The sequence below is a fragment of the Paenibacillus sp. FSL W8-0194 genome (genome assembly GCF_037969745.1).
GTDB classification, from domain to species: domain Bacteria; phylum Bacillota; class Bacilli; order Paenibacillales; family Paenibacillaceae; genus Paenibacillus_AQ; species Paenibacillus_AQ cookii.
This window is the reverse complement of the sequence record NZ_CP150205.1, coordinates 2,910,102-2,928,369: the sequence shown is the minus strand read 5'-3', so window position 1 is coordinate 2,928,369 and position 18,268 is coordinate 2,910,102. Positions and strand designations below refer to the sequence as shown.

At 52.1% G+C, this 18,268-nt stretch carries 17 protein-coding genes; 12 read left to right on the top strand and 5 right to left on the bottom strand.

From position 1 onward, the window contains the following. Positions 1 to 15 precede the first annotated feature (15 nt). The 3 genes from MKY58_RS13185 (at position 16) to MKY58_RS13175 (ending at position 2,562) form a co-directional block, all read left to right on the top strand. Complete coding sequence (locus MKY58_RS13185) at positions 16 to 1,710, top strand: AMP-binding protein (RefSeq protein ID WP_339324926.1); 1,695 nt, start codon at positions 16 to 18, stop codon at positions 1,708 to 1,710. A 73-nt stretch (positions 1,711 to 1,783) separates the two neighbouring features. Beyond that, positions 1,784 to 2,224 carry a PaaI family thioesterase gene (locus tag MKY58_RS13180; protein ID WP_036709721.1) on the top strand — a complete coding sequence of 147 codons (441 nt, stop codon included), beginning with the start codon at positions 1,784 to 1,786 and terminating at the stop codon, positions 2,222 to 2,224. Between the two features lie 17 nt (positions 2,225 to 2,241). Continuing rightward, complete coding sequence (locus MKY58_RS13175) at positions 2,242 to 2,562, top strand: SCP2 sterol-binding domain-containing protein (RefSeq protein ID WP_339324925.1); 321 nt, start codon at positions 2,242 to 2,244, stop codon at positions 2,560 to 2,562. A 136-nt stretch (positions 2,563 to 2,698) separates the two neighbouring features. On the opposite strand, the gene MKY58_RS13170 is transcribed toward MKY58_RS13175, so the two are convergent. Both MKY58_RS13170 and MKY58_RS13165 read right to left on the bottom strand, forming a co-directional pair. After that, positions 2,699 to 3,571 carry an aminoglycoside 6-adenylyltransferase gene (locus MKY58_RS13170; RefSeq protein ID WP_339324924.1) on the bottom strand — a complete coding sequence of 291 codons (873 nt, stop codon included), beginning with the start codon at positions 3,569 to 3,571 and terminating at the stop codon, positions 2,699 to 2,701. A 1-nt stretch (position 3,572) separates the two neighbouring features. After that, positions 3,573 to 4,427, bottom strand: coding sequence for an SDR family oxidoreductase (locus MKY58_RS13165; protein WP_339324923.1), 855 nt, complete (start codon positions 4,425 to 4,427; stop codon positions 3,573 to 3,575). A gap of 166 nt (positions 4,428 to 4,593) precedes the next feature. Here MKY58_RS13165 and MKY58_RS13160 point away from each other — a divergent pair, with 166 nt between their 5' ends. Continuing rightward, positions 4,594 to 6,015, top strand: coding sequence for an MFS transporter (locus tag MKY58_RS13160; protein ID WP_339324922.1), 1,422 nt, complete (start codon positions 4,594 to 4,596; stop codon positions 6,013 to 6,015). 229 nt (positions 6,016 to 6,244) lie between these two features. On the opposite strand, the gene MKY58_RS13155 is transcribed toward MKY58_RS13160, so the two are convergent. Then, a complete protein-coding gene (locus tag MKY58_RS13155; protein ID WP_339324921.1) occupies positions 6,245 to 7,600 on the bottom strand; it encodes a lytic polysaccharide monooxygenase in 1,356 nt (451 codons plus the stop codon). Positions 7,601 to 8,306: 706 nt separating this feature from the next. Between MKY58_RS13155 and MKY58_RS13150 the strand changes: the two genes are divergently transcribed. From MKY58_RS13150 to MKY58_RS13125, 6 genes are all read left to right on the top strand, one after another. Continuing rightward, complete coding sequence (locus MKY58_RS13150) at positions 8,307 to 9,026, top strand: YebC/PmpR family DNA-binding transcriptional regulator (RefSeq protein WP_339324920.1); 720 nt, start codon at positions 8,307 to 8,309, stop codon at positions 9,024 to 9,026. A 255-nt stretch (positions 9,027 to 9,281) separates the two neighbouring features. After that, positions 9,282 to 10,328 (top strand): LacI family DNA-binding transcriptional regulator, encoded by a 1,047-nt coding sequence (locus MKY58_RS13145; RefSeq protein ID WP_339324919.1) that lies wholly within the window; start codon positions 9,282 to 9,284, stop codon positions 10,326 to 10,328. Positions 10,329 to 10,869: 541 nt separating this feature from the next. Beyond that, a complete protein-coding gene (locus tag MKY58_RS13140) occupies positions 10,870 to 11,817 on the top strand; it encodes an ABC transporter permease subunit (RefSeq protein WP_246536848.1) in 948 nt (315 codons plus the stop codon). A gap of 12 nt (positions 11,818 to 11,829) precedes the next feature. Next, on the top strand, positions 11,830 to 12,714 hold the full coding sequence (locus MKY58_RS13135) for a carbohydrate ABC transporter permease (RefSeq protein ID WP_339324918.1): 885 nt from the start codon (positions 11,830 to 11,832) through the stop codon (positions 12,712 to 12,714). Between the two features lie 45 nt (positions 12,715 to 12,759). After that, positions 12,760 to 14,382, top strand: coding sequence for an extracellular solute-binding protein (locus tag MKY58_RS13130; RefSeq protein WP_339324917.1), 1,623 nt, complete (start codon positions 12,760 to 12,762; stop codon positions 14,380 to 14,382). A 103-nt stretch (positions 14,383 to 14,485) separates the two neighbouring features. Then, entirely contained in the window at positions 14,486 to 15,757 is a 1,272-nt protein-coding gene (locus MKY58_RS13125) for a Gfo/Idh/MocA family oxidoreductase (protein WP_339324916.1), read from the top strand. Between the two features lie 130 nt (positions 15,758 to 15,887). Here MKY58_RS13125 and MKY58_RS13120 read toward each other — a convergent pair whose 3' ends face one another. Together MKY58_RS13120 and MKY58_RS13115 are read right to left on the bottom strand one after the other, a co-directional pair. Next, complete coding sequence (locus tag MKY58_RS13120) at positions 15,888 to 16,205, bottom strand: hypothetical protein (RefSeq protein ID WP_339324915.1); 318 nt, start codon at positions 16,203 to 16,205, stop codon at positions 15,888 to 15,890. Between the two features lie 19 nt (positions 16,206 to 16,224). Further along, positions 16,225 to 16,458: a hypothetical protein gene (locus tag MKY58_RS13115; protein ID WP_339324914.1), complete on the bottom strand. Its 234-nt coding sequence runs from the start codon at positions 16,456 to 16,458 to the stop codon at positions 16,225 to 16,227. Between the two features lie 372 nt (positions 16,459 to 16,830). Between MKY58_RS13115 and MKY58_RS13110 the strand changes: the two genes are divergently transcribed. Both MKY58_RS13110 and MKY58_RS13105 read left to right on the top strand, forming a co-directional pair. Further along, positions 16,831 to 17,442, top strand: coding sequence for a helix-turn-helix transcriptional regulator (locus MKY58_RS13110; RefSeq protein ID WP_339325143.1), 612 nt, complete (start codon positions 16,831 to 16,833; stop codon positions 17,440 to 17,442). Positions 17,443 to 17,455: 13 nt separating this feature from the next. After that, complete coding sequence (locus MKY58_RS13105) at positions 17,456 to 18,259, top strand: pyruvate, water dikinase regulatory protein (protein ID WP_339324913.1); 804 nt, start codon at positions 17,456 to 17,458, stop codon at positions 18,257 to 18,259. Positions 18,260 to 18,268: the final 9 nt, after the last annotated feature.

Below are 18,268 nucleotides of genomic sequence, written 5' to 3'. Positions count from 1 at the left end.
GATGGGGTGACCTGGATGACAAATAATCCATGGTTGGATCAATATCCTGAAGAGGTCCCGCACAGTTACGATTATCCGAAACAAAACCTTGCCAAGTTTTTGGTCGATTCAGCCGCAGCCTATCCCCAGCAAATCGCTCTTGATTTTCTAGGGAAGAAAATGACATATGCAAGCTTGCTTCAATCGGTTTACCGGTTTGCGAACGCCCTGCAGCGTCTGGGCGTTCGCAAAGGGGACCGGATCGCAATTATGCTGCCCAACTGTCCGCAGGGAGTGATTGCCTATTACGGCACACTCCTTGTCGGCGGTATTGCGGTCATGACGAATCCGCTGTATGTCCCGCGAGAGATCGAGCATCAGCTGACGGATTCCGGCGCCAACATCATCGTCACGATGGATGCGCTGGTCGAGCGCGTCCATAAAGCGATGGAGCGCAAACCGCTGCAATATACCATCGTAACTTCGATGAAGGACTACCTGCCTTTTCCGAAAAACGTGCTGTATCCCATCAAGGCCAAAAAAGACGGGATGGCTGCCAACGTCGAATACAACGAGCACATATTATCGTTCGTTTCGCTTTTGAAAAACTCCGTTGAAACGCCGGTAGAAGTTCCCGTTGATCCGGAGCATGACCTGGCTTTGATTCAATATACCGGGGGGACGACCGGATTTGCCAAAGGCGTCATGCTGACGCATATGAACCTCGTATCCAATACGATCCAGGCGCAGCTGTGGTCATACCGCACCCAAATGGCCCAGGAAAAATACCTTGCCGCGCTGCCTTTTTTTCACGTCTTCGGCTTGACCGTGCTGCTTAACCAAGCCATGTATATTGCCGGTACGCTGATCTTAATCCCGCGTTTTCAAATCGATGATGTCCTGAAGACGATCCACAAGAAAAAACCGACCATTTTCCCGGGGGCGCCGACGATGTATATCGCGGTAATCCATCATCCCGAGGTCGGCCGGTTCGATCTTTCATCGATCCAAATTTGCGTCAGCGGAGCCGCGCCGTTGCCGCTTGAAGTGCAGGAGCGGTTCGAGCGGATTACCGGCGGCAAACTGATCGAAGGTTACGGTCTGACCGAGGCTTCCCCGGTCACGCATGCCAACAACATATGGGAAAAACGGAAGAACGGCTCCATCGGCATTCCTTTCCCGGATACGCTGGCGAAAATCGTACATCCCGAGACGGGCGAAGAAATGCCGGTCGGCGAAATCGGCGAGCTAGTGGTCAAAGGTCCCCAAGTCATGAAAGGCTACTGGAACCGGCCGGAGGAGACCGAGCGCACGCTGCGCGACGGATGGCTGTATACCGGCGATTTGGCGCGCATGGATGAAGAAGGTTACTTTTATATTCTCGACCGGCGCAAAGACATGATCATCGCTGGCGGATACAACATTTATCCCCGCGAGGTGGAGGAAGTGCTGTTTGAGCATCCCGACGTGGAGGAGGCCGTCGTCGCCGGCGTGAAGGACCCGTACCGGGGCGAAAATGTAAAGGCTTACATCGTGCTGCGCAAAGGTTCGAACGTGACGGAAAAGGAGCTGAAAAGCTGGTGCAAGGAACGTCTAGCGGTCTATAAAGTTCCGAAAATCTATGAATTCCGCGACTCCCTGCCCAAGACGCTGGTGGGCAAAGTGCTTCGCCGCAAGCTGATTGAAGAGGAAAACGAAAAACTCGTCAACCAATCCCGGGTGGACTTGTAACTTTGTAAGAAAGGTCCAAAAGGACTAACCACCAAAGAGGCCCCAAATTTGAACAGCAAGGGAGGTATGGCACATGGAGCATGCATCCGGCGGTAAACTTCCCGATCTGGAACGTATGGAGCGTGCGGCAAAAGATACGTTCTGGGATTTTATCGGCTGCAAAATCGTTGACGTGAGCGAAAAGAAAGTTGTCGTGGCCTTCGAGATCGAGCCGCATCACCTGAACCTGATCGGGATTTTGCATGGAGGGATGCACGCATCGGCCATCGATTCCGCCATGGGAATCATCGTGATGCTTGCACGGCCGGAAGCAAACGTCGTCACCGTCGGTTTGAACATGAACTATGTCGCGCCGACGTCCGAAGGAAGGGTGCTTGTCACGGCGGAATTGATCCACAGCTCGCGCAAACTGATCACCGCTCAAGCGTTCGCGCGCAAAGAAAACGGCGATCTGCTTGCATTCGGCACGGGAACCTTTCGGGTACTCGAAAAACCGATTTCTGCGAACCATTGAAAGTGAGGAGGCATCGTATGGCTATAAGAGAGGAGCTGCGGTTGCTCGCGGACCGGATGAACGCTAAGCCGGAGCCGATCGCATCGCTTTACGCGGTATATCAGTTCAACATTGGCGACGCCGCCCCGATCCAGGTCGCTTTCGACAACGCTAAAGTAAAGGTGCTGGACGAGGCGACGGAAACGGCGGATTGCACATTGACGCTATCGGAGAAAAATTTCCGGAAATTGCTCGCGGACGATTTGAATGCAACGATGGCGTTCATGACCGGCTCGCTGAAGATTGACGGCAAGCTGGGATTGGCGCTGAAGCTCCAAGAGGTTCTGAAACAGTATTAAAAATAGCCATCAAAACAAGCCCAATTTCTTGAGGTTTTCTCAGAAAATTGGGCTTTTACCGTTGTCGAATTATTATTCATGACATTAATCGTTAATGTGATAAATACCGACAATATTATATAAATAACGATATGAATTAATAAATTTCGACCGCATCGGACGGCAGCGTGCGGACGCGTTCCAAATAGGCGGTCACAAGCCGATCGTCCCGTTCAGGATATTCGAATCCAAAATGGTCGGATACGAAAAGCGCGCTATCGCGGAACAACCGGCACATCGTAAACAGCGCGTTCCAGGTTTCTTCTTCATTTCTGCTGGCATATGTAGACATCAGTTCGTCCCAGCTTTGTTTGGACATGTATTTTTCGAGATATTTGCCGTTTTTGCCAATGCTGATTAAGAAATCCGTCCGGATTCCGGCCTGCCATTCGAGCATTTTCATCAGCATAGGACGAACGATTTGATGCAAATGGTCCTGGGCATACAGCATTTCTTGTCTCCACAGCCCTTTGGCGACATAAGTGGATACCCACCAAAACTCGTTGCAGCAGTCGGCGAAAAACTCGCGCGACGGCGGCTTTACCCGGTAATCTTCATCGCTAGGCGGCTGAAGCTGCGGCAAAGAACGGTCTTTGTCGAGCAAAACAACGGTCAGTTTATCCTCCTGAAGATATGTTTCCTGTTCATGGATGGGAACCAGGGTGAGATCAATGCGGTTTCCATCCTGAAAAAGCATCAAATAAGTGAACCTTCCGCCGAGCCCGGGCGGAAACATGGTCATCTTTTCCGGCGTTTGCATAATGATCCGCTCCCCGAATACATCCACCCATCCGGGATTGCGAACAAAGGAATCCAGTTCGGTGACGAGATACACGATGTCGTAATCCTGGAACGGATCGGCCGGGGCATTCGGATTGGTGCGCGAACCGTTCATGCAAACGGCACGGACCCGTTCATCCTGATTGGCGACATGCAAAATGAGATCCATCATCTGTTCGGTCGTACGCATCTTATTTTCCTTTCCGGGTCAGTTGGGCCAGTACGTCCCACTGCTCCTCCGTTACTTGTCGAAGGTCGTTGAACTGTCCGGCTCCCTGCAGCCATTCCCCGCCATCGATCGTGATCACTTCCCCGTTGATATACCCGGCATAATCGGATATCAGGAACGCGGCCAGATTCGCGAGTTCTTCCGGATTTCCCACTCGTCCTAGAGGGACCCTGTCCAGCATTTTCGCTTCCAGCTCAGGCGTAGGGGAAAGCCGCGACCATGCCCCTTCCGTCGGAAAAGGTCCCGGAGCGATTGCGACCTGCCTGATGCCGTATTTGGCCCATTCGACGGCCAGAGAGCGGGTGATCGCCAGCACACCGGCTTTGGCGGCCGCCGAAGGCACGACATAGCCGGAACCGCTCGTGGCATACGTCGTAACGATGTTCAGCATGGTGCCCGCACGGTTGCTCTCAATCCAGCGTTTTCCTGCTTCAAGCGTCGCATAGAAGGTACCGTGAAGCACGATGCCCAGCACCGCGTCGACGGCACGCGGAGACAGGCGCTCCGTCGGGCTGATAAAATTGCCGGCAGCGTTATTGACAAGGACGTCCAGTCCTCCGAAGCGCTCCTCGACGGCGTCCATCAACGTGCTGATTTGGGCGGGATCCCGAACATCGCAGGACTTGTAAAAAACATCAAACCCGTTAGCTTTCAGCCCGGCAGCCGTTTCCTTCAACACCTCTTCCCGGCGGCCGGCGATCGCCAGCCTGGCTCCGAGCTTTGCAAACTTTTCGCCCATGGCGCGGCCAAGCCCGGTTCCGCCCCCTGTAACCAACACGACTTTCCCCTTCAGCAAATCACTCGAAAACGGTTCCATACCTAAGTCCTCCTTTATCGTCAATAGGATGCAAAATAGGACGCAAACGCAGTCAGTGCCCGGCCATGGCCGGAAAATGACGGCTTTTCAAGCAGGGAGCAGGAAAGTAAAATAGGGGCAAGCATGAAATATCTTCCTTTTTCCTTGCTTACTACCATTGTACTTCATGCCAATTCACTTCGAAAGGAATGAATCGATGTCCGGTCTACGAAATAAATGGGGAATATTGCAGGTCGTGAATATGGGAACCTTGATATCGACCCTCGATGTAGGCATCGTGAACGTATCGCTGCCGTTGATGGCGCGGCAATTCTCGGTAACGCTTGCGCAGATCCAATGGGTGGCGACGGCATATCTGCTCACCATGGTCGTATTGCTCCCCTTCTTTGGGAAAATGTCGGACCGCATGGAACGAAGGAAGGTGTATAGTTACGGGTTCCTGATATTCGGGGTCGGATCGTTTTGCATCGCTGTGTCTCATAGCTTTATGCTTCTTTTGCTTTCCAGATGCCTTCAAGGGATCGGCGCAACCATGATCATGGCCAACAGTCAAGCGATGGTAAGGCATGCGTTTCCCGACCATGAACGGGGGAGAGCGCTCGGATACAATGCCATCGTAATCTCCGCGGGAACGTTGGCCGGCCCCGCCCTCGGCGGACTGCTGCTGGAAGTGGTGGACTGGACATGGCTGTTTTGGATCAACGTGCCGATTTCGGCCGCGGCGTGCTGGCTCGGTTTTCGCTGGTTTCCCCGCGGCGGGGACGCCGCCGGCAAAAGCCCGTTCGACTACGTCGGAACCTTTCTGCTAGGAGGCGGGGTTTGCTTGCTGATGCTGGCGGCCGAAGGCGCCAAGGATGGCGCAGACGCCCTGAATATATGGCTGGAGGGAGCACTCGGTATTCTTCTGTTATGCGCCCTAGTCTTCCAAGCGCAAAAAATCGACTACGGCATCATCGATCGCGAATTGTTCAGACACAGGAAGGTATGGCTGGGGAATACGTCTTCGTTCATCATAAACTTGGCGCAAACGGCGACGCTCATCCCGGTTACGTTTTATTTGCAAAGCGAGATCGGCTTCTCCGCTTCGGCCACCGGCGCGCTTTTGATGCTGCAGCCACTTGTCATGGGTGTCGTGGCTCCTTTTGCCGGCTGGTTCAGGGACCGTTACGGCGGAAGTTTTCCGATCCTTGCCGGAGCGGCGTTGTGCTCCGCATCCATGTTATCCGTCATGTTCTTGCCGACGGTTCCGGCATGGAGCATCGGTCTGCATTTGGCCGTTTTCGGCATCGGCACGGGATTGTTTCATGCCACGAACAACGCCGAAGTCATGAGCGCAGCACCGGCCGAAAAAAGCAGCCTCGCCGGCAGCCTGCTGGCGCTTGTCCGCTATCTCGGCCAAATCGTCGGCATCGGATTGGCTACGGTGTTTGTAGGCACCATGGGAAGTCATGCACAGGTTCAGGAGAGCCATGGAGTTTCCATCCGGATCCTGTTCGGGATCTGCTGCGCGTTATGCCTGGCCGTAGCCATTGCCGGACGGTATCTCCCGAAGGAAAAACCGAACAGCCCGAACTTGTCCGCATCATGAGCGATCCTGCGTATAGGAATGCAGAGCCAAAAATGTGAAAGAAGCTGCGCTTCTCAGTCCAAGTTACTGAGAAAACGCAGCTTCTTCCTTATTTTCATCGAACCGCAAAACTTCCTATGCAATGAAAAACTTTCTAAGTGAGTCATATCATCTAGCAGGCGGCATATCTATCACTATACGGAAGTTTTTACGAGAGTGAAGTAGAAATCTCCAGTTTTTTGACCTCTGGTTATTTCAGAAGCCAGAGCGCCGGGACGTTCGTTGGCTCCCATCCAACGAGCGACGTGTGCGCTTGACGGCATTCATACGTCTGACCATTGTAAGTCACGAGGGTTCCTGGCGTATAAGCCACGTTTGGAGCCCAGGGTGCGACTGCCGGTCCTTGAGCGGTCGTCGCCGTTACGGCATTGCTGCTCGCGGATTCGTTGCCTGCGGCATCTATCGCCCGAACGGTGAACGTATACGCGGTGTCCGGATTCAGACCGGTAACGGTGTAGTTCAGCGTCGTTCCGGAAACGGATCCGGCAAGGGCAGTCCCTTTGTAAATACGATATCCGGTTACGCCGACGTTATCGGTTGCCGCATTCCAGGACAAGGACACCGAAGAGGAAGTCGGCGTTCCGTTCACCTGAAGGCCGGTAGGCGCTGTCGGGGCTTGCGTATCGGCCGGAGGGAGAGCGGATGTCGTGAACGTTACCGGATTGCTGGCAGCGGATTCGTTGCCTGCGGCATCCACGGCTTTAACGGTGAATGTATAAGAGGTGTTAGGCGCAAGTCCCGTAACGTTATAGCTCGTAGCGGAAGCGTTTGTTGTCGTCACCAACGTGGAACCGTTGTAAACTTTGTAGCCCGTTACGCCGACGTTATCGGATGCGGCTCCCCAGGCAAGCGTGGCGCCCGAGCTGGAAATGTTGGAAACGGCGAGATTGGAAGGCGCGCTTGGAGGCGTCGTATCAGCAGGATTACCTCCGCCGCCAAAGTCTACGTCAATGACGTTGTAGAACGCGTTGGCCGTGTCCGCGATTTCCCACACCGCGAGAATGACTTGGTAACCGGTTCTGTTCGGCACCGTACACGTATCCGAATAGGAGCCCGGAGGCTGTTTGCCGCCGTAGCCAACGGAGCAGAACGGAGTCAGGTCGAAGGAATCGCGAGTCAACGTGGCGTTTGGATTCCAGTTTTGTTTCGTAATGTAATATTTCCAGCTTGTCGTGGCATGTCGGGCCGACAAATTCCAAGTGAACGTTTTAGTGCCCGGGGTCATGCTAACTTTCGTCCAGCGCGTGGCGGACTGTTGGTCCAATTCCGGAAAAGCGCCGTTCGCGCTGGCGATTTTGCCGTCTGCAGGTCCCGCCTCGGGAAATCCTTTTTTTGCTTCAAGGCTTTGAGGCTCGTACTGAATCGCCCCGCAATTGGTATTTGCCCCCGTTTTGCAAAGATAAGCACGGCTGGCAGGAGATTCTACATAACCGTGGGCGGAAGCGCGGTCGGCGATCAGAAGCATGAGGGCGGTCATTACGAATAGCATCCCTCCGGCAAGCAGCCATTTCATAAACCTGTGGTTCGGCAAACGAAGCGTTGTCATTGAAATTCTCCTCTCAAATTTTTTTCGAACGCAAGCAGCAAACCAACATTAAAAAAAATAACTTGAAACCGTTGGTGAGTCGCAACACCCCCTTGTCATGAATGAAGAGAAATACGGACAGCGCCAACATGGATGTCGAATGTATATAAACTCAATAAATGAGTCTATACCGATTAATTAAAGCGGTTACATTTTGAAGATGGCGAGAACTTACCGAATGATTGAAAAACCGTCACGATTCGCGAGAGAAATAAGGCGGGACCGAAAATATCATAATATCGAATTATTAACGCGGTTAAAGTTATAATTGCCAATAAATAGTATTTGTACTATTAAAATAAACCATATTTTGGGGATCTACAATGATATAAAACTACGATTTCCTATACATTTTGACGATTCCAACAGTTGATCACGATATAATTTCTTAATAAACGTTATGGTGTCATCACTATAAGTTAACCGCAAATATGTTATGTAAACTAGTATTGCTCAATGGCCAATGAAGCAACTTACTCATGGGGATGTTGCAGCAAAAAGCAGGAATCGACATTCGCTTCGACAATCCCGTTTCCATGCCCGTTCTCTTGCGATATTAGTGCTGCATCATGGGTAAAACTTGTTCATCCGCCGAATTCAAGCTATAATATATCAGTGTATTTATTAGACCGAAGTCAGAATCAATAGCGAAAGAGAGCGGAAAAGCATGGGTCGTAAGTGGAATAATATCAAAGAAAAGAAAGCTTCGAAAGACGCAAATACAAGCCGTATATACGCCAAATTCGGGCGCGAGATTTACGTCGTCGCCAAGCAGGGCGAACCGGATCCCGAATCCAACCGCGCGCTGAAGGTCGTTTTGGAACGCGCCAAAACGTATAATGTGCCGAAAGCCATTATCGACCGCGCGCTGGAAAAGGCAAGAGGAAACTCCGATGAAGTCTATGACGAGCTTCGTTACGAGGGCTTCGGACCGAACGGTTCGATGGTCATCGTCGACGCTTTGACCAACAACGTCAACCGCACGGCTTCCGAAGTCCGTGCCGCATTCAGCAAAAACGGCGGCAACCTCGGCGTGAGCGGCTCCGTTGCGTATATGTTCGATCAAACGGCCGTGATCGGCGTCGATGGCAAAACGGAAGAGGAAGTGCTTGAGCTGCTGATGGAAGCGGACGTCGACGTGCGCGATATCGTGCAAGAAGACGAAGCGGTGATCGTATACGCCGAGCCGGACCAATTCCAGGCGGTACAAGGGGCATTCCAGGCTGCGGGCATTACGGAGTTTACCGTTGCCGAAATCACGATGCTGGCACAAAACCATTTGACGCTTCCGGCAGACGTTCTGCCGCAATTCGAAAAAATGATCGATGCGCTTGAAGATTTGGATGACGTGCAGCACGTGTATCACAACGTCGAATTCGAAGAATAAGATCATGGATTTATAAATCATCCGCCGATCGGCGTTTGCACCAATAAAAAAACCTGCAGCGGTTTGTGGCCACTGCGGTTTTTTTTGTTTTTTAAGGGAGGCGGTCAGTCAAACTGAAAAATGAGCCTGTTTACATACGGTTACGAAAACCGTTTTTTCGATCGAATTTTGCATCTTTCCGCAAAGCGGATTATGATATGATCTAACGAGAGGATTTTTTGGCTCCAAAAAGATAAGAGAGAGGAGAGGGGAGCTTTGGCGAAACTAAAAGATATCGCGGAACGCGTCGGCGTCTCCATTTCGACGGTATCCCGCGCCATCAGCAACGACACCAGCAGGCCGGTCAACGAAGAAACCAAGCGAAAAATCCGCGAAGCAGCCCAGGAGCTCGGATACCCGCTACAGGAAGAGCTTGACTCCGGCAAGCAGGGAAGCGTTTCCGATAAACGGATCGCCTGCGTCGTGCCGCAGCCGCTGATCGAAAACCATCCGTATTTCAGCGAGGTGCTCGCCGGATTCCATGACCGGATGAACGAGCTCGGCCATCCCCCGGCGATCGTACGGACGCTGGACGAAGTAAGCGATGCGGAGCAGATCCGAATCCTCGTAAAGGAAAATAGCATCCGGGGCGTTGTCATCATCAGCTGGTACGACCAGGCGCTCATCGAACAGCTCGAAAGAGAAAAGGTGGCCGTACTGGGCGTGAGCTTAAACGATGAACGCTTGACGGTGCCGGTCGTCGATTGCGACCGCATTTTTTCGGCAAGAACCGCGGTCCGCCACCTCATCGACCAAGGACACCGCCGCATCGGCTTCATCGGAGGTCCGGCTTATTCGAGGAAAATGGACAACGACGAACGTTTTATCGGATATAAATTCGCGATGATGGAAGCCGGCCTTTCCATGCCGGAGGATTGGATCATCAACACCAACTGGAACGTGGATTTAAGTTACAGCATGCTCACCGACCTGCTCGTCAACCGCCCGAAAGGCGAATGGCCGACGGCCATGTTTTGCGCGAGCGACATGCTGGCCATCCCGGCGATGCGCGCCGTCGTGGAGCAAAAAGCGCGGATTCCCCAGGACATCGCTTTTGTCGGAATGGACGACATCTCGTTTGCCCAGTACACGAATCCGCCTCTGACCTCCGTCCATGTCCCTAAATACGAAATCGGAAAAGCGGCGGCCCAATTCATGATGGATTATTTGGACGGCGATTACCCGGCGCTGCCGAAAATCCTTTTGCCCTGCCGGCTCATGATCCGTGAATCTTCGAATTTCGTCCGACGACCGGAGGAATAAAGCCGTTCCCGCTCCGATTCACCAAGCATGACCCTGATACGAATGCCGTGTCAGGTTTTTTTGTGCCCTTTTTATACATCTAAATCCAAATATTGCGCCAACAATATCCAAAAATAAGGTTTGACAATCCAAATCAGCCTGTATTATGATGAAAAAAATCAAAACAGGTTCACAAAAAATCCAAATTTGCATTCCTTTGAGTTCAGAGGATGTTTTTTTACACATAATTGATTGCGCTTACATTTGGTTATAAATAGGGTTGTTTCATGATGTTATGTGTTGTTTGTTAAACTCGTCTTTCCGGATGAACCACTTCAAATTAATCCAAAAATGCTCCAAATTTGATGTTGTATCCGCCAAAAGCACTCGATAACCTTGCTGTTTTACCCTTTACATAGCAAATGCATCCAGGTTCCACGACTACATCTGCCTTAACGTTGGAAGGAGGAACATGATGAATGCCTTAAACGTACTGTCGCCCGGAATGTGACCGCCGTATCCAAGTCTATACCAAGGGGGGAGCCATATGGCCAACGCCAAAATGTCTGCCGTGACAGGCGCGGTACCGGGTACGAAAAAGGAACCCAGGCTGAAATGGAGCCGGATCGCGCGCAACTGGCAGCTGTATTTGCTCATTTTGCCGGTCGTCGCGTATTACGTTTTATTTCACTACGTGCCGATGTACGGCATCCAGATCGCGTTCAAGGATTTTATCGCCACGAAAGGAATCACCGGCAGTCCGTGGGTGGGAACGGAGCATTTCGAGCGTTTTTTCCACAGTTACTTTTTCTGGCGCTTGATTAAAAACACGTTGGGGCTCGGGCTGTACAGCCTTGCCTTGGGTTTTCCGATCCCGATCCTGCTCGCGCTGCTAATGAATGAAGCCAAGTCGGCCAAATTCAAAAAATTCGTGCAAACCGTTACCTACGCGCCGCATTTTTTATCCACGGTCGTCGTCGTCGGCATGATGATGATTTTCCTGTCTCCGCGTTACGGCATGGTCAACCATCTGATTACCGCTTTCGGCGGACGCCCGATCGATTTTATGGCGGAGCCGGGATGGTTCAAAACGTTGTACGTCCTGTCGGACGTGTGGCAAACGATGGGCTGGAGTTCGATCATTTATTTGGCGGCTCTCGCCGGCGTCGACCACCAGCTGCATGAAGCGGCGCGCGTCGACGGTGCCGGCAGGCTGCGGCGGATCTGGCATATCAATTTGCCGGGCATCCGTCCGACGATCGTCATTTTGCTCATCCTGAACATCGGCAGCATCATGGGCATCGGCTTCGAAAAGGTGCTCTTGATGCAAAACAACCTCAACATGGAAACCTCGGACATCATCGCGACCTACGTGTACCGGGCCGGGATTCAGGGCGCCGAATACAGCTTCTCCGCAGCGATCGGATTGTTTAATTCCGTCGTGAACTTCATTCTGCTCATCACCGTGAACTGGGTAACCAAACGGATGGGCGAAACGAGCCTATGGTAAGGAGGAAACGGCATGTTATTGGAATCCCGCGGAGACCGCGCATTCAATATGATCGTTTACGTCATTCTTAGCCTGGTTGCCGTCATCGTGCTGTACCCGCTCATTTTTGTCCTCAGCGCCTCCTTCAGCGATCCGCAAACCGTTTTACGCGGGGAAATGCTGCTGTGGCCGGAGGGCTTCAACCTGAACTCTTATTCGAAAATTTTTCAGAATCAGGACATTTTGTCCGGTTACTCCAACACGCTGCTGTACACCACCATCGGGACTTTGATCAATCTCGTGATGACCGTTTTGGGGGCCTATCCGCTTTCGCGCAAAGATTTTGTGGGCAAAAACGCCGTGATGGCGCTGTTCGTATTTACGATGTTTTTCGGCGGCGGACTGATTCCGACCTACCTGCTGATCAAAGACCTGGGCATGCTGAACACCTTTTGGGTCATGGTCATTCCGAACGCCGTTTCCATCTGGAACATCATCATCATGCGCACCTTCTTCCAGCAGTCCATTCCTTACGAGCTGCAGGAGGCGGCAACGATCGACGGGTGTTCGAACATCCAGATTTTGACCCGCATCATTTTGCCGTTGTCGATGCCGATCATCGCCGTCATGATCCTGTTTTACGCCGTCGGCCACTGGAACGCATTTTTCAGCGCGCTGCTCTATCTGTCGGATAAGGAAAAATTCCCGCTCCAGCTGATTCTGCGCGAAATTCTTATTCAAGGCCAAACGAGCGACATGGTCAAAATGTCCACCGAGTCCGCGATCAAGCAGCAGCGCGAAGTGGAAGGCATCAAATATGCCGTGCTCGTCGTCGCCAACATACCGGTGCTCATCCTGTATCCGTTCCTGCAAAGATATTTCGTGAAAGGCGTCATGATCGGTGCCATCAAAGGGTAAACCCTTGATTGGATAAAAGTTGAGGCAAAGGGAGGAAGGAATAAGATGAACAGAAGCAAAAGGGGGAACATGCTGCTCGCCTGCCTGGTTTCCGTCGCGTTGCTTGCGGGATGCAGCTCGGGCAAATCGGGAGATGCCGGCGGCGGAAAAGCCAAGGACGCGGATGAGGCCCAAGTCAACCAGACAGGCTTCCCGATCGTCAATGAAAGCATCACGGTAAAAGGGTTTGCCGCCAAATTTTTCGCGAACGCGGATTGGAACAACATCAGGCTGTGGAAGGACTACGAGCAAAAGACGAACATCCGCGTCCAGTGGGAGACGGTCCATACCGAAACGCTGAAGGAAAAGCGGAATTTGCTTCTCGCCGGCAACGACTATCCCGAAATGTTTTACGCTTCGGCGTTTTCGAGATCGGATTTGCTGAAATACGGCAAACAGGGCGCTTTTATACCTTTAAATGATCTGATCGACAAATATGCCCCCAATTTCAAAGCCGTCATGGAAAAATATCCGATCATCGCCAAGGGCATCACGATGCCGGACGGGAACATTTACGGGCTGCCGACCATTTATGACCCCGAGTTCAAATCGGTGTTGTACGGTACGCCGTGGGTGAAGCAGGAGTGGCTGGATACGCTCGGCTTGAAGCAGCCGGAGACGCTGGACGATTTTTACGCCATGCTGAAGGCGTTTAAGGAAAAGGATCCGAACGGCAACGGCCAAAAGGACGAAATTGCCTGGGGCGCGGTCGGCACGGCCGGCATCGTCAATTACTTGCGCGGCTCTTTCGGGCTCAACAATCACGGCACCTCGAACATCAACGTCGACACGGATCCGGAAACCGGTAAGATCCGGTTCATTCCAACCGACGACCGTTACAAAGAGCTGCTCCAGTTCGTGAACAAGCTGTATAAAGACGGGCTGCTCGAACAGGATATCGTCTCGGTCAAGAGTACCGAGGTCGATGCCAAAGGCATGCAAGGGCTTCTCGGCGTATCCGATAGCGTGGATCCGGTTGCGATCTACAACCAAAAAGGGTATGTCGGCCTGTCCGTTCTGAAGGGGCCTCATGGCGACCGGCAGTATAACGCATACGGTTCGCCGCTCGGCAACATCGGCATGTTCGTGCTGACCGACAAGGCGAAACATCCGGAAGCCATGATGAGATGGATGGACTATTTCTACAGCGATGAGGGCATCAAGCTGTTTTTCATGGGCTGGAAGGATGAAACGTATACCGAGGACGCAAACGGCAACGTCGATTATACGGACGAAATCAAAAACAACCCGAAAGGGCTGAACCTGGACCAAGCGGTAGGGCAATATTTGATCTGGCCGGGCGGATATTATCCCGGGTTCGTCAAACAGAAGTTTTTCAAAGGGGCGGAAGGCCTGCCGACTTCGGTCGAAAACGCCAAAAAAGCCGAGCCCTTCGTGCTGCCGCAAGATCAAGTCTGGCCGCCGTTCAACTTCACGCAGGAGGAGCAAAGCGAGCTGACGACGATTCAGACGGACATCGAAACCTACGTCAACGAAATGCGGGATAAATTCATTACCGGCAACGAGTCGTTCGATAACTGGGATCAGTATGTCGCGGCATTGAAAAAAATGGGCGTCGACCGTTACGTGGCGATTTATCAATCGGCATCCGAGCGTTACGCCAAATAAAAAACAGCACAACGTTAGCAAATCCGTATACGCAGGAGTCTCGAATTCTACCGAAGGCACCCTGTAAGGATTTCCATCATATCAAGGGTAGGGGAGAACAAACATGAACAAACTGACAGCCGTATTGGTTGGAGCGGGAGCACGGGGAGGAGCGTATGCCCGGTACGCATTGGATTATCCGCATGAGCTTGACGTCGTTGCCGTGGCCGAGGCCGACCCGGTAAGAAGGGCCAAATTCGCCGAAGCACACGGCATTCCGCCGGAGCGGTGTTACGAATCATGGGAGCTGCTGCTGAAAGAGCCGCGTTTGGCCGACATCGCCATCATTTGCACGCAGGACCGGATGCATCATGGGCCTACGATGCAAGCATTAAAACAGAAGTATCACGTTCTGTTGGAAAAACCGATGTCGCCTTCGCCGGAGGAGTGCTTGGATATGGAGCGAATGGCGAGCGAGCAAGGCCGTTTGCTGACGATCTGCCACGTGCTGCGTTACACGCCGTTTTGGAGCACGATCAAAAAAGTGATCGACGAAGGGCGGATCGGGGAAATCGTCTCCATCCAATTAAACGAAAACGTCGGGTATTGGCATATCGCCCACAGCTTCGTCCGGGGCAATTGGAACAATTCCGATAAATCGAGCCCGATGATTCTGCAGAAATCATGCCATGACATGGACGTTCTCTCTTGGCTTATGGACCGTCCTTGCGTACGGGTCAGCTCCTTCGGTTCCTTGAAATATTTCCATGAAGGCAGCGCCCCGGAAGGATCGGCCGACCGCTGCTTGACCTGTTCCGTCGAACCCAACTGCGCTTACTCCGCGCCGCGGTTTTATTTAAGCGACGAATTCCGCGGGTGGGCAAGGCATTTTACGCCTGAACTGACGAGGGAAAGCATCGTCAAAGGGTTGCAGGAAACGGACTACGGCCGCTGCGTGTTCCGAAGCGACAACAACGTCGTCGATCACCAGGTCGTCAATTTGGAGTTTGAAGGCGGCGCCACGGCGATGTTCAGCATGTGCGGATTCACGTTCGAGCAGGAACGGCGCATTCAAATCATGGGCACGCAAGGCGAGCTGCGCGGGGAAGAAGACAAAATCACGTTGTACGATTTTCTTACCCATCAAAAGACGACCATCGAAATTCCGGTGCAAACGAGCGGACATGGCGGCGGCGACAGCGGCATCGTGCGGAGCTTCATCGATCAGGTTCGGAATGCGGGCAGCAAGGAAGGATTAACGTCGGCATCCGTTTCCGTCCGCAGCCATATGATCGCTTTTGCCGCGGAAGAATCCCGTTTGAACGGCGGACAGGTGATCGAGCTGAACGATTTTATGCAGAAATGGCAGCCGGCGGGCGTCGACTCCAATTCATAAGGACGTCCTAATTCATGAAATAGGACATCAAAAAGCTCTGTTTTCTTCCCGATCCGGGAACGAAAGCAGAGCTTTTTTGCATGTCTGAAGCCATCGGCGGGCTGTCTTTTGCATCATGCGGTTTCGCGGGTTAAAGCCGCTCTTCGAGCACGTTCATCGACGCAATATGGTTTTTGGTTTCCTGCGTCCCCAGACGATGCAGCAATTGATAAATATCCTTCAGGTCGCGCTCGAAATAATCGTTATCGCGGTCATAATGCTCGGGGATGCCCGGATAATGCATGCGGTAGTAGGTTTCCATGTCGAAGTGGCTCATGGAATCGAAAAGTCCGCGAAGCTCCGTAATTTCCTCCGGCGTCGCTTCGATGACGAATTCATAGGAAGAGTCCCCTTCGGATTCCATGATCGTCCGGGATTGTACCGATACGTAATATTTTCTTTTGTCCACATCAAACACTCCTGACGAATTAAGTTAAGCCCTTGATCTCAAAATACCACCAGACTAACGCGCCTAAGACGATCAGCACGGGGACGGCCAAATATAAGATGACAATGGGATTGGCAAGAAGCGGGTGCCTGGCAATCGTTGGATGGATCTGATCCCGTTCATGGTGTTGTTGTTTGCGCATGATGGAGATGGACATATATAACGAAACTGCGCAGACGATGACGGCCAGTACGGCCAGCACGGTGTACATCATCGGATTCCTTTCTCCCCTTTCGGCATTGGAACATTATATCGGAATGCGTATGCAAAACGAAGGTGATCGTTTCGAATTGCGGCAGAATAAGCGGAAGTTTACTGCCAAGAATGTGTTATTATGGTGTGCTTAATCGATAATATTATTCATGAACCATCGAACGGGTAAACATCCTGAATATGAATCTGAATATGAATCAGACATTCAACTTCTGCTATTTTGCATGATATATAACCTAATCAGGGTGTCCGAAATCGAATTAGGACGTATTAATTATTGATTATTTTATTTATATGACGTATTATACAAACAGACATTTATCGCCAGAGAGAGGAGGCAACCATTATTAAACTGACCCCGCGGCAACAGGAAATTCTCGATATCGTAAAAAAACACGCGCCCGTGACAAGCGAGCAGATCGCCGAAATGCTCAATTTAACCAGGCCTACGATCCGTTCGGATTTGTCGATCCTGGTCTGTCTCGATTATATCGCCGCCAAACCGAAGGTCGGGTATTTTCCGGGAACGAAAAAAACGGCGGCCGAAGAAAACAAGGCCTCGCTCTTGGATTTGAAAGTTGGCGATATTCACGGCGTTCCGGTTATCGTCAGGGAAACGACGACCATACACGATGCGGCGGTAACGCTGTTTCTCGAAAATGTGGGTCACCTCATCGTCACCGACGAGGACGGCAAGCTTGTAGGCATCGTCTCCCGTAAAGATATGCTTAAGGTAACGCTCGGCAATGCCGCAGCGGCCGCCATGCCCGTCAGCTTTATCATGACCCGGAGAGCCAATGTGGTCACCGTATCTCCGGAAGATACCGTTCTTGACGCCGCACGTAAAATCATTGCGCATCAGATCGACAGCCTGCCGGTCGTCGTTCCGGCGGAGTCCGGCATCGACGGAGAGGTTCACGTGGTTGGACGGATTTCCAAAACGAATATCATACGAAAGATGCTTGAGACATTAGCACCGGAATAATGGGAGGAATGGGATGAAACAGGCGTCAACCCGTGTTATAGCCATATGCTCGGATGCGATCGGGGAAACCGCTGAGGCGGTGGCGATGGCCACCCTTCGGCAGTTTGAGCTGGCCAACACGGAAATCAAACGAATCATGAATGTACGGCATGAAGATGAAATCACCCGGTTGATGGAGAATGTGGCCGAGCGCGGAGGACTCGTCATTTACACGATCGTTCAGCCGGAGCTTAGAGAAGCCATCAAGGAGGAATCGATTCGGCTCAATGTCCGTACCGTCGATATTATGGGGCCGATGATGCAGGCTGTGATCGATACGTTCAACGATACGCCGAAACGGCTTCCCGGGCTCCTTCACCGGTTGGACGAAGATTATTTCCGCCGCATCGAAGCCGTGGAGTTCGCGGTCAACAACGATGACGGCAAAGATGTCGGAGCGATCCTGAAAGCCGACATTATTCTGCTGGGCATATCCCGGGTTTCGAAGACGCCGCTGTCGATTTTTTTGGCCCATAAAGGAAAAAAGGTCGTCAATTATCCCGTCGTTCCGGAATTGACTCCTCCGGCGCAGTTGCGCGAGGTCACAAACGGCAAAATTTTCGGGTTAACCATCGATGCGGAGCAGCTGGTCAAAATCCGCTCCGAGCGGCTCAAATCGCTTGGCCTTCCGCTGGAAGCCCATTATGCATCCTTGGAACGCGTTCAGGCCGAACTGAAATACGCGCAGTCACTGTTCGACACATTAGGGTGCCCGGTCATCGACGTTACGGATAAAGCGATCGAGGAGACGGCAGGACTTATTATGCAATATTTTTAATTTAAGATA

Bases quoted from the DNA above. Each gene is read 5' to 3' on its own strand.
- MKY58_RS13155 (WP_339324921.1), bottom strand. From the start codon at position 7,600: ATGACAACGCTTCGTTTGCCGAACCACAGGTTTATGAAATGGCTGCTT.
- MKY58_RS13150 (WP_339324920.1), top strand. From the start codon at position 8,307: ATGGGTCGTAAGTGGAATAATATCAAAGAAAAGAAAGCTTCGAAAGAC.
- MKY58_RS13105 (WP_339324913.1), top strand. From the start codon at position 17,456: ATGAAACAGGCGTCAACCCGTGTTATAGCCATATGCTCGGATGCGATC.
- MKY58_RS13160 (WP_339324922.1), top strand. From the start codon at position 4,594: ATGCCAATTCACTTCGAAAGGAATGAATCGATGTCCGGTCTACGAAAT.
- MKY58_RS13175 (WP_339324925.1), top strand. From the start codon at position 2,242: ATGGCTATAAGAGAGGAGCTGCGGTTGCTCGCGGACCGGATGAACGCT.
- MKY58_RS13130 (WP_339324917.1), top strand. From the start codon at position 12,760: ATGAACAGAAGCAAAAGGGGGAACATGCTGCTCGCCTGCCTGGTTTCC.
- MKY58_RS13125 (WP_339324916.1), top strand. From the start codon at position 14,486: ATGAACAAACTGACAGCCGTATTGGTTGGAGCGGGAGCACGGGGAGGA.
- MKY58_RS13115 (WP_339324914.1), bottom strand. From the start codon at position 16,458: ATGATGTACACCGTGCTGGCCGTACTGGCCGTCATCGTCTGCGCAGTT.
- MKY58_RS13140 (WP_246536848.1), top strand. From the start codon at position 10,870: ATGTCTGCCGTGACAGGCGCGGTACCGGGTACGAAAAAGGAACCCAGG.
- MKY58_RS13165 (WP_339324923.1), bottom strand. From the start codon at position 4,427: ATGGAACCGTTTTCGAGTGATTTGCTGAAGGGGAAAGTCGTGTTGGTT.
- MKY58_RS13185 (WP_339324926.1), top strand. From the start codon at position 16: ATGACAAATAATCCATGGTTGGATCAATATCCTGAAGAGGTCCCGCAC.
- MKY58_RS13170 (WP_339324924.1), bottom strand. From the start codon at position 3,571: ATGCGTACGACCGAACAGATGATGGATCTCATTTTGCATGTCGCCAAT.
- MKY58_RS13180 (WP_036709721.1), top strand. From the start codon at position 1,784: ATGGAGCATGCATCCGGCGGTAAACTTCCCGATCTGGAACGTATGGAG.
- MKY58_RS13135 (WP_339324918.1), top strand. From the start codon at position 11,830: ATGTTATTGGAATCCCGCGGAGACCGCGCATTCAATATGATCGTTTAC.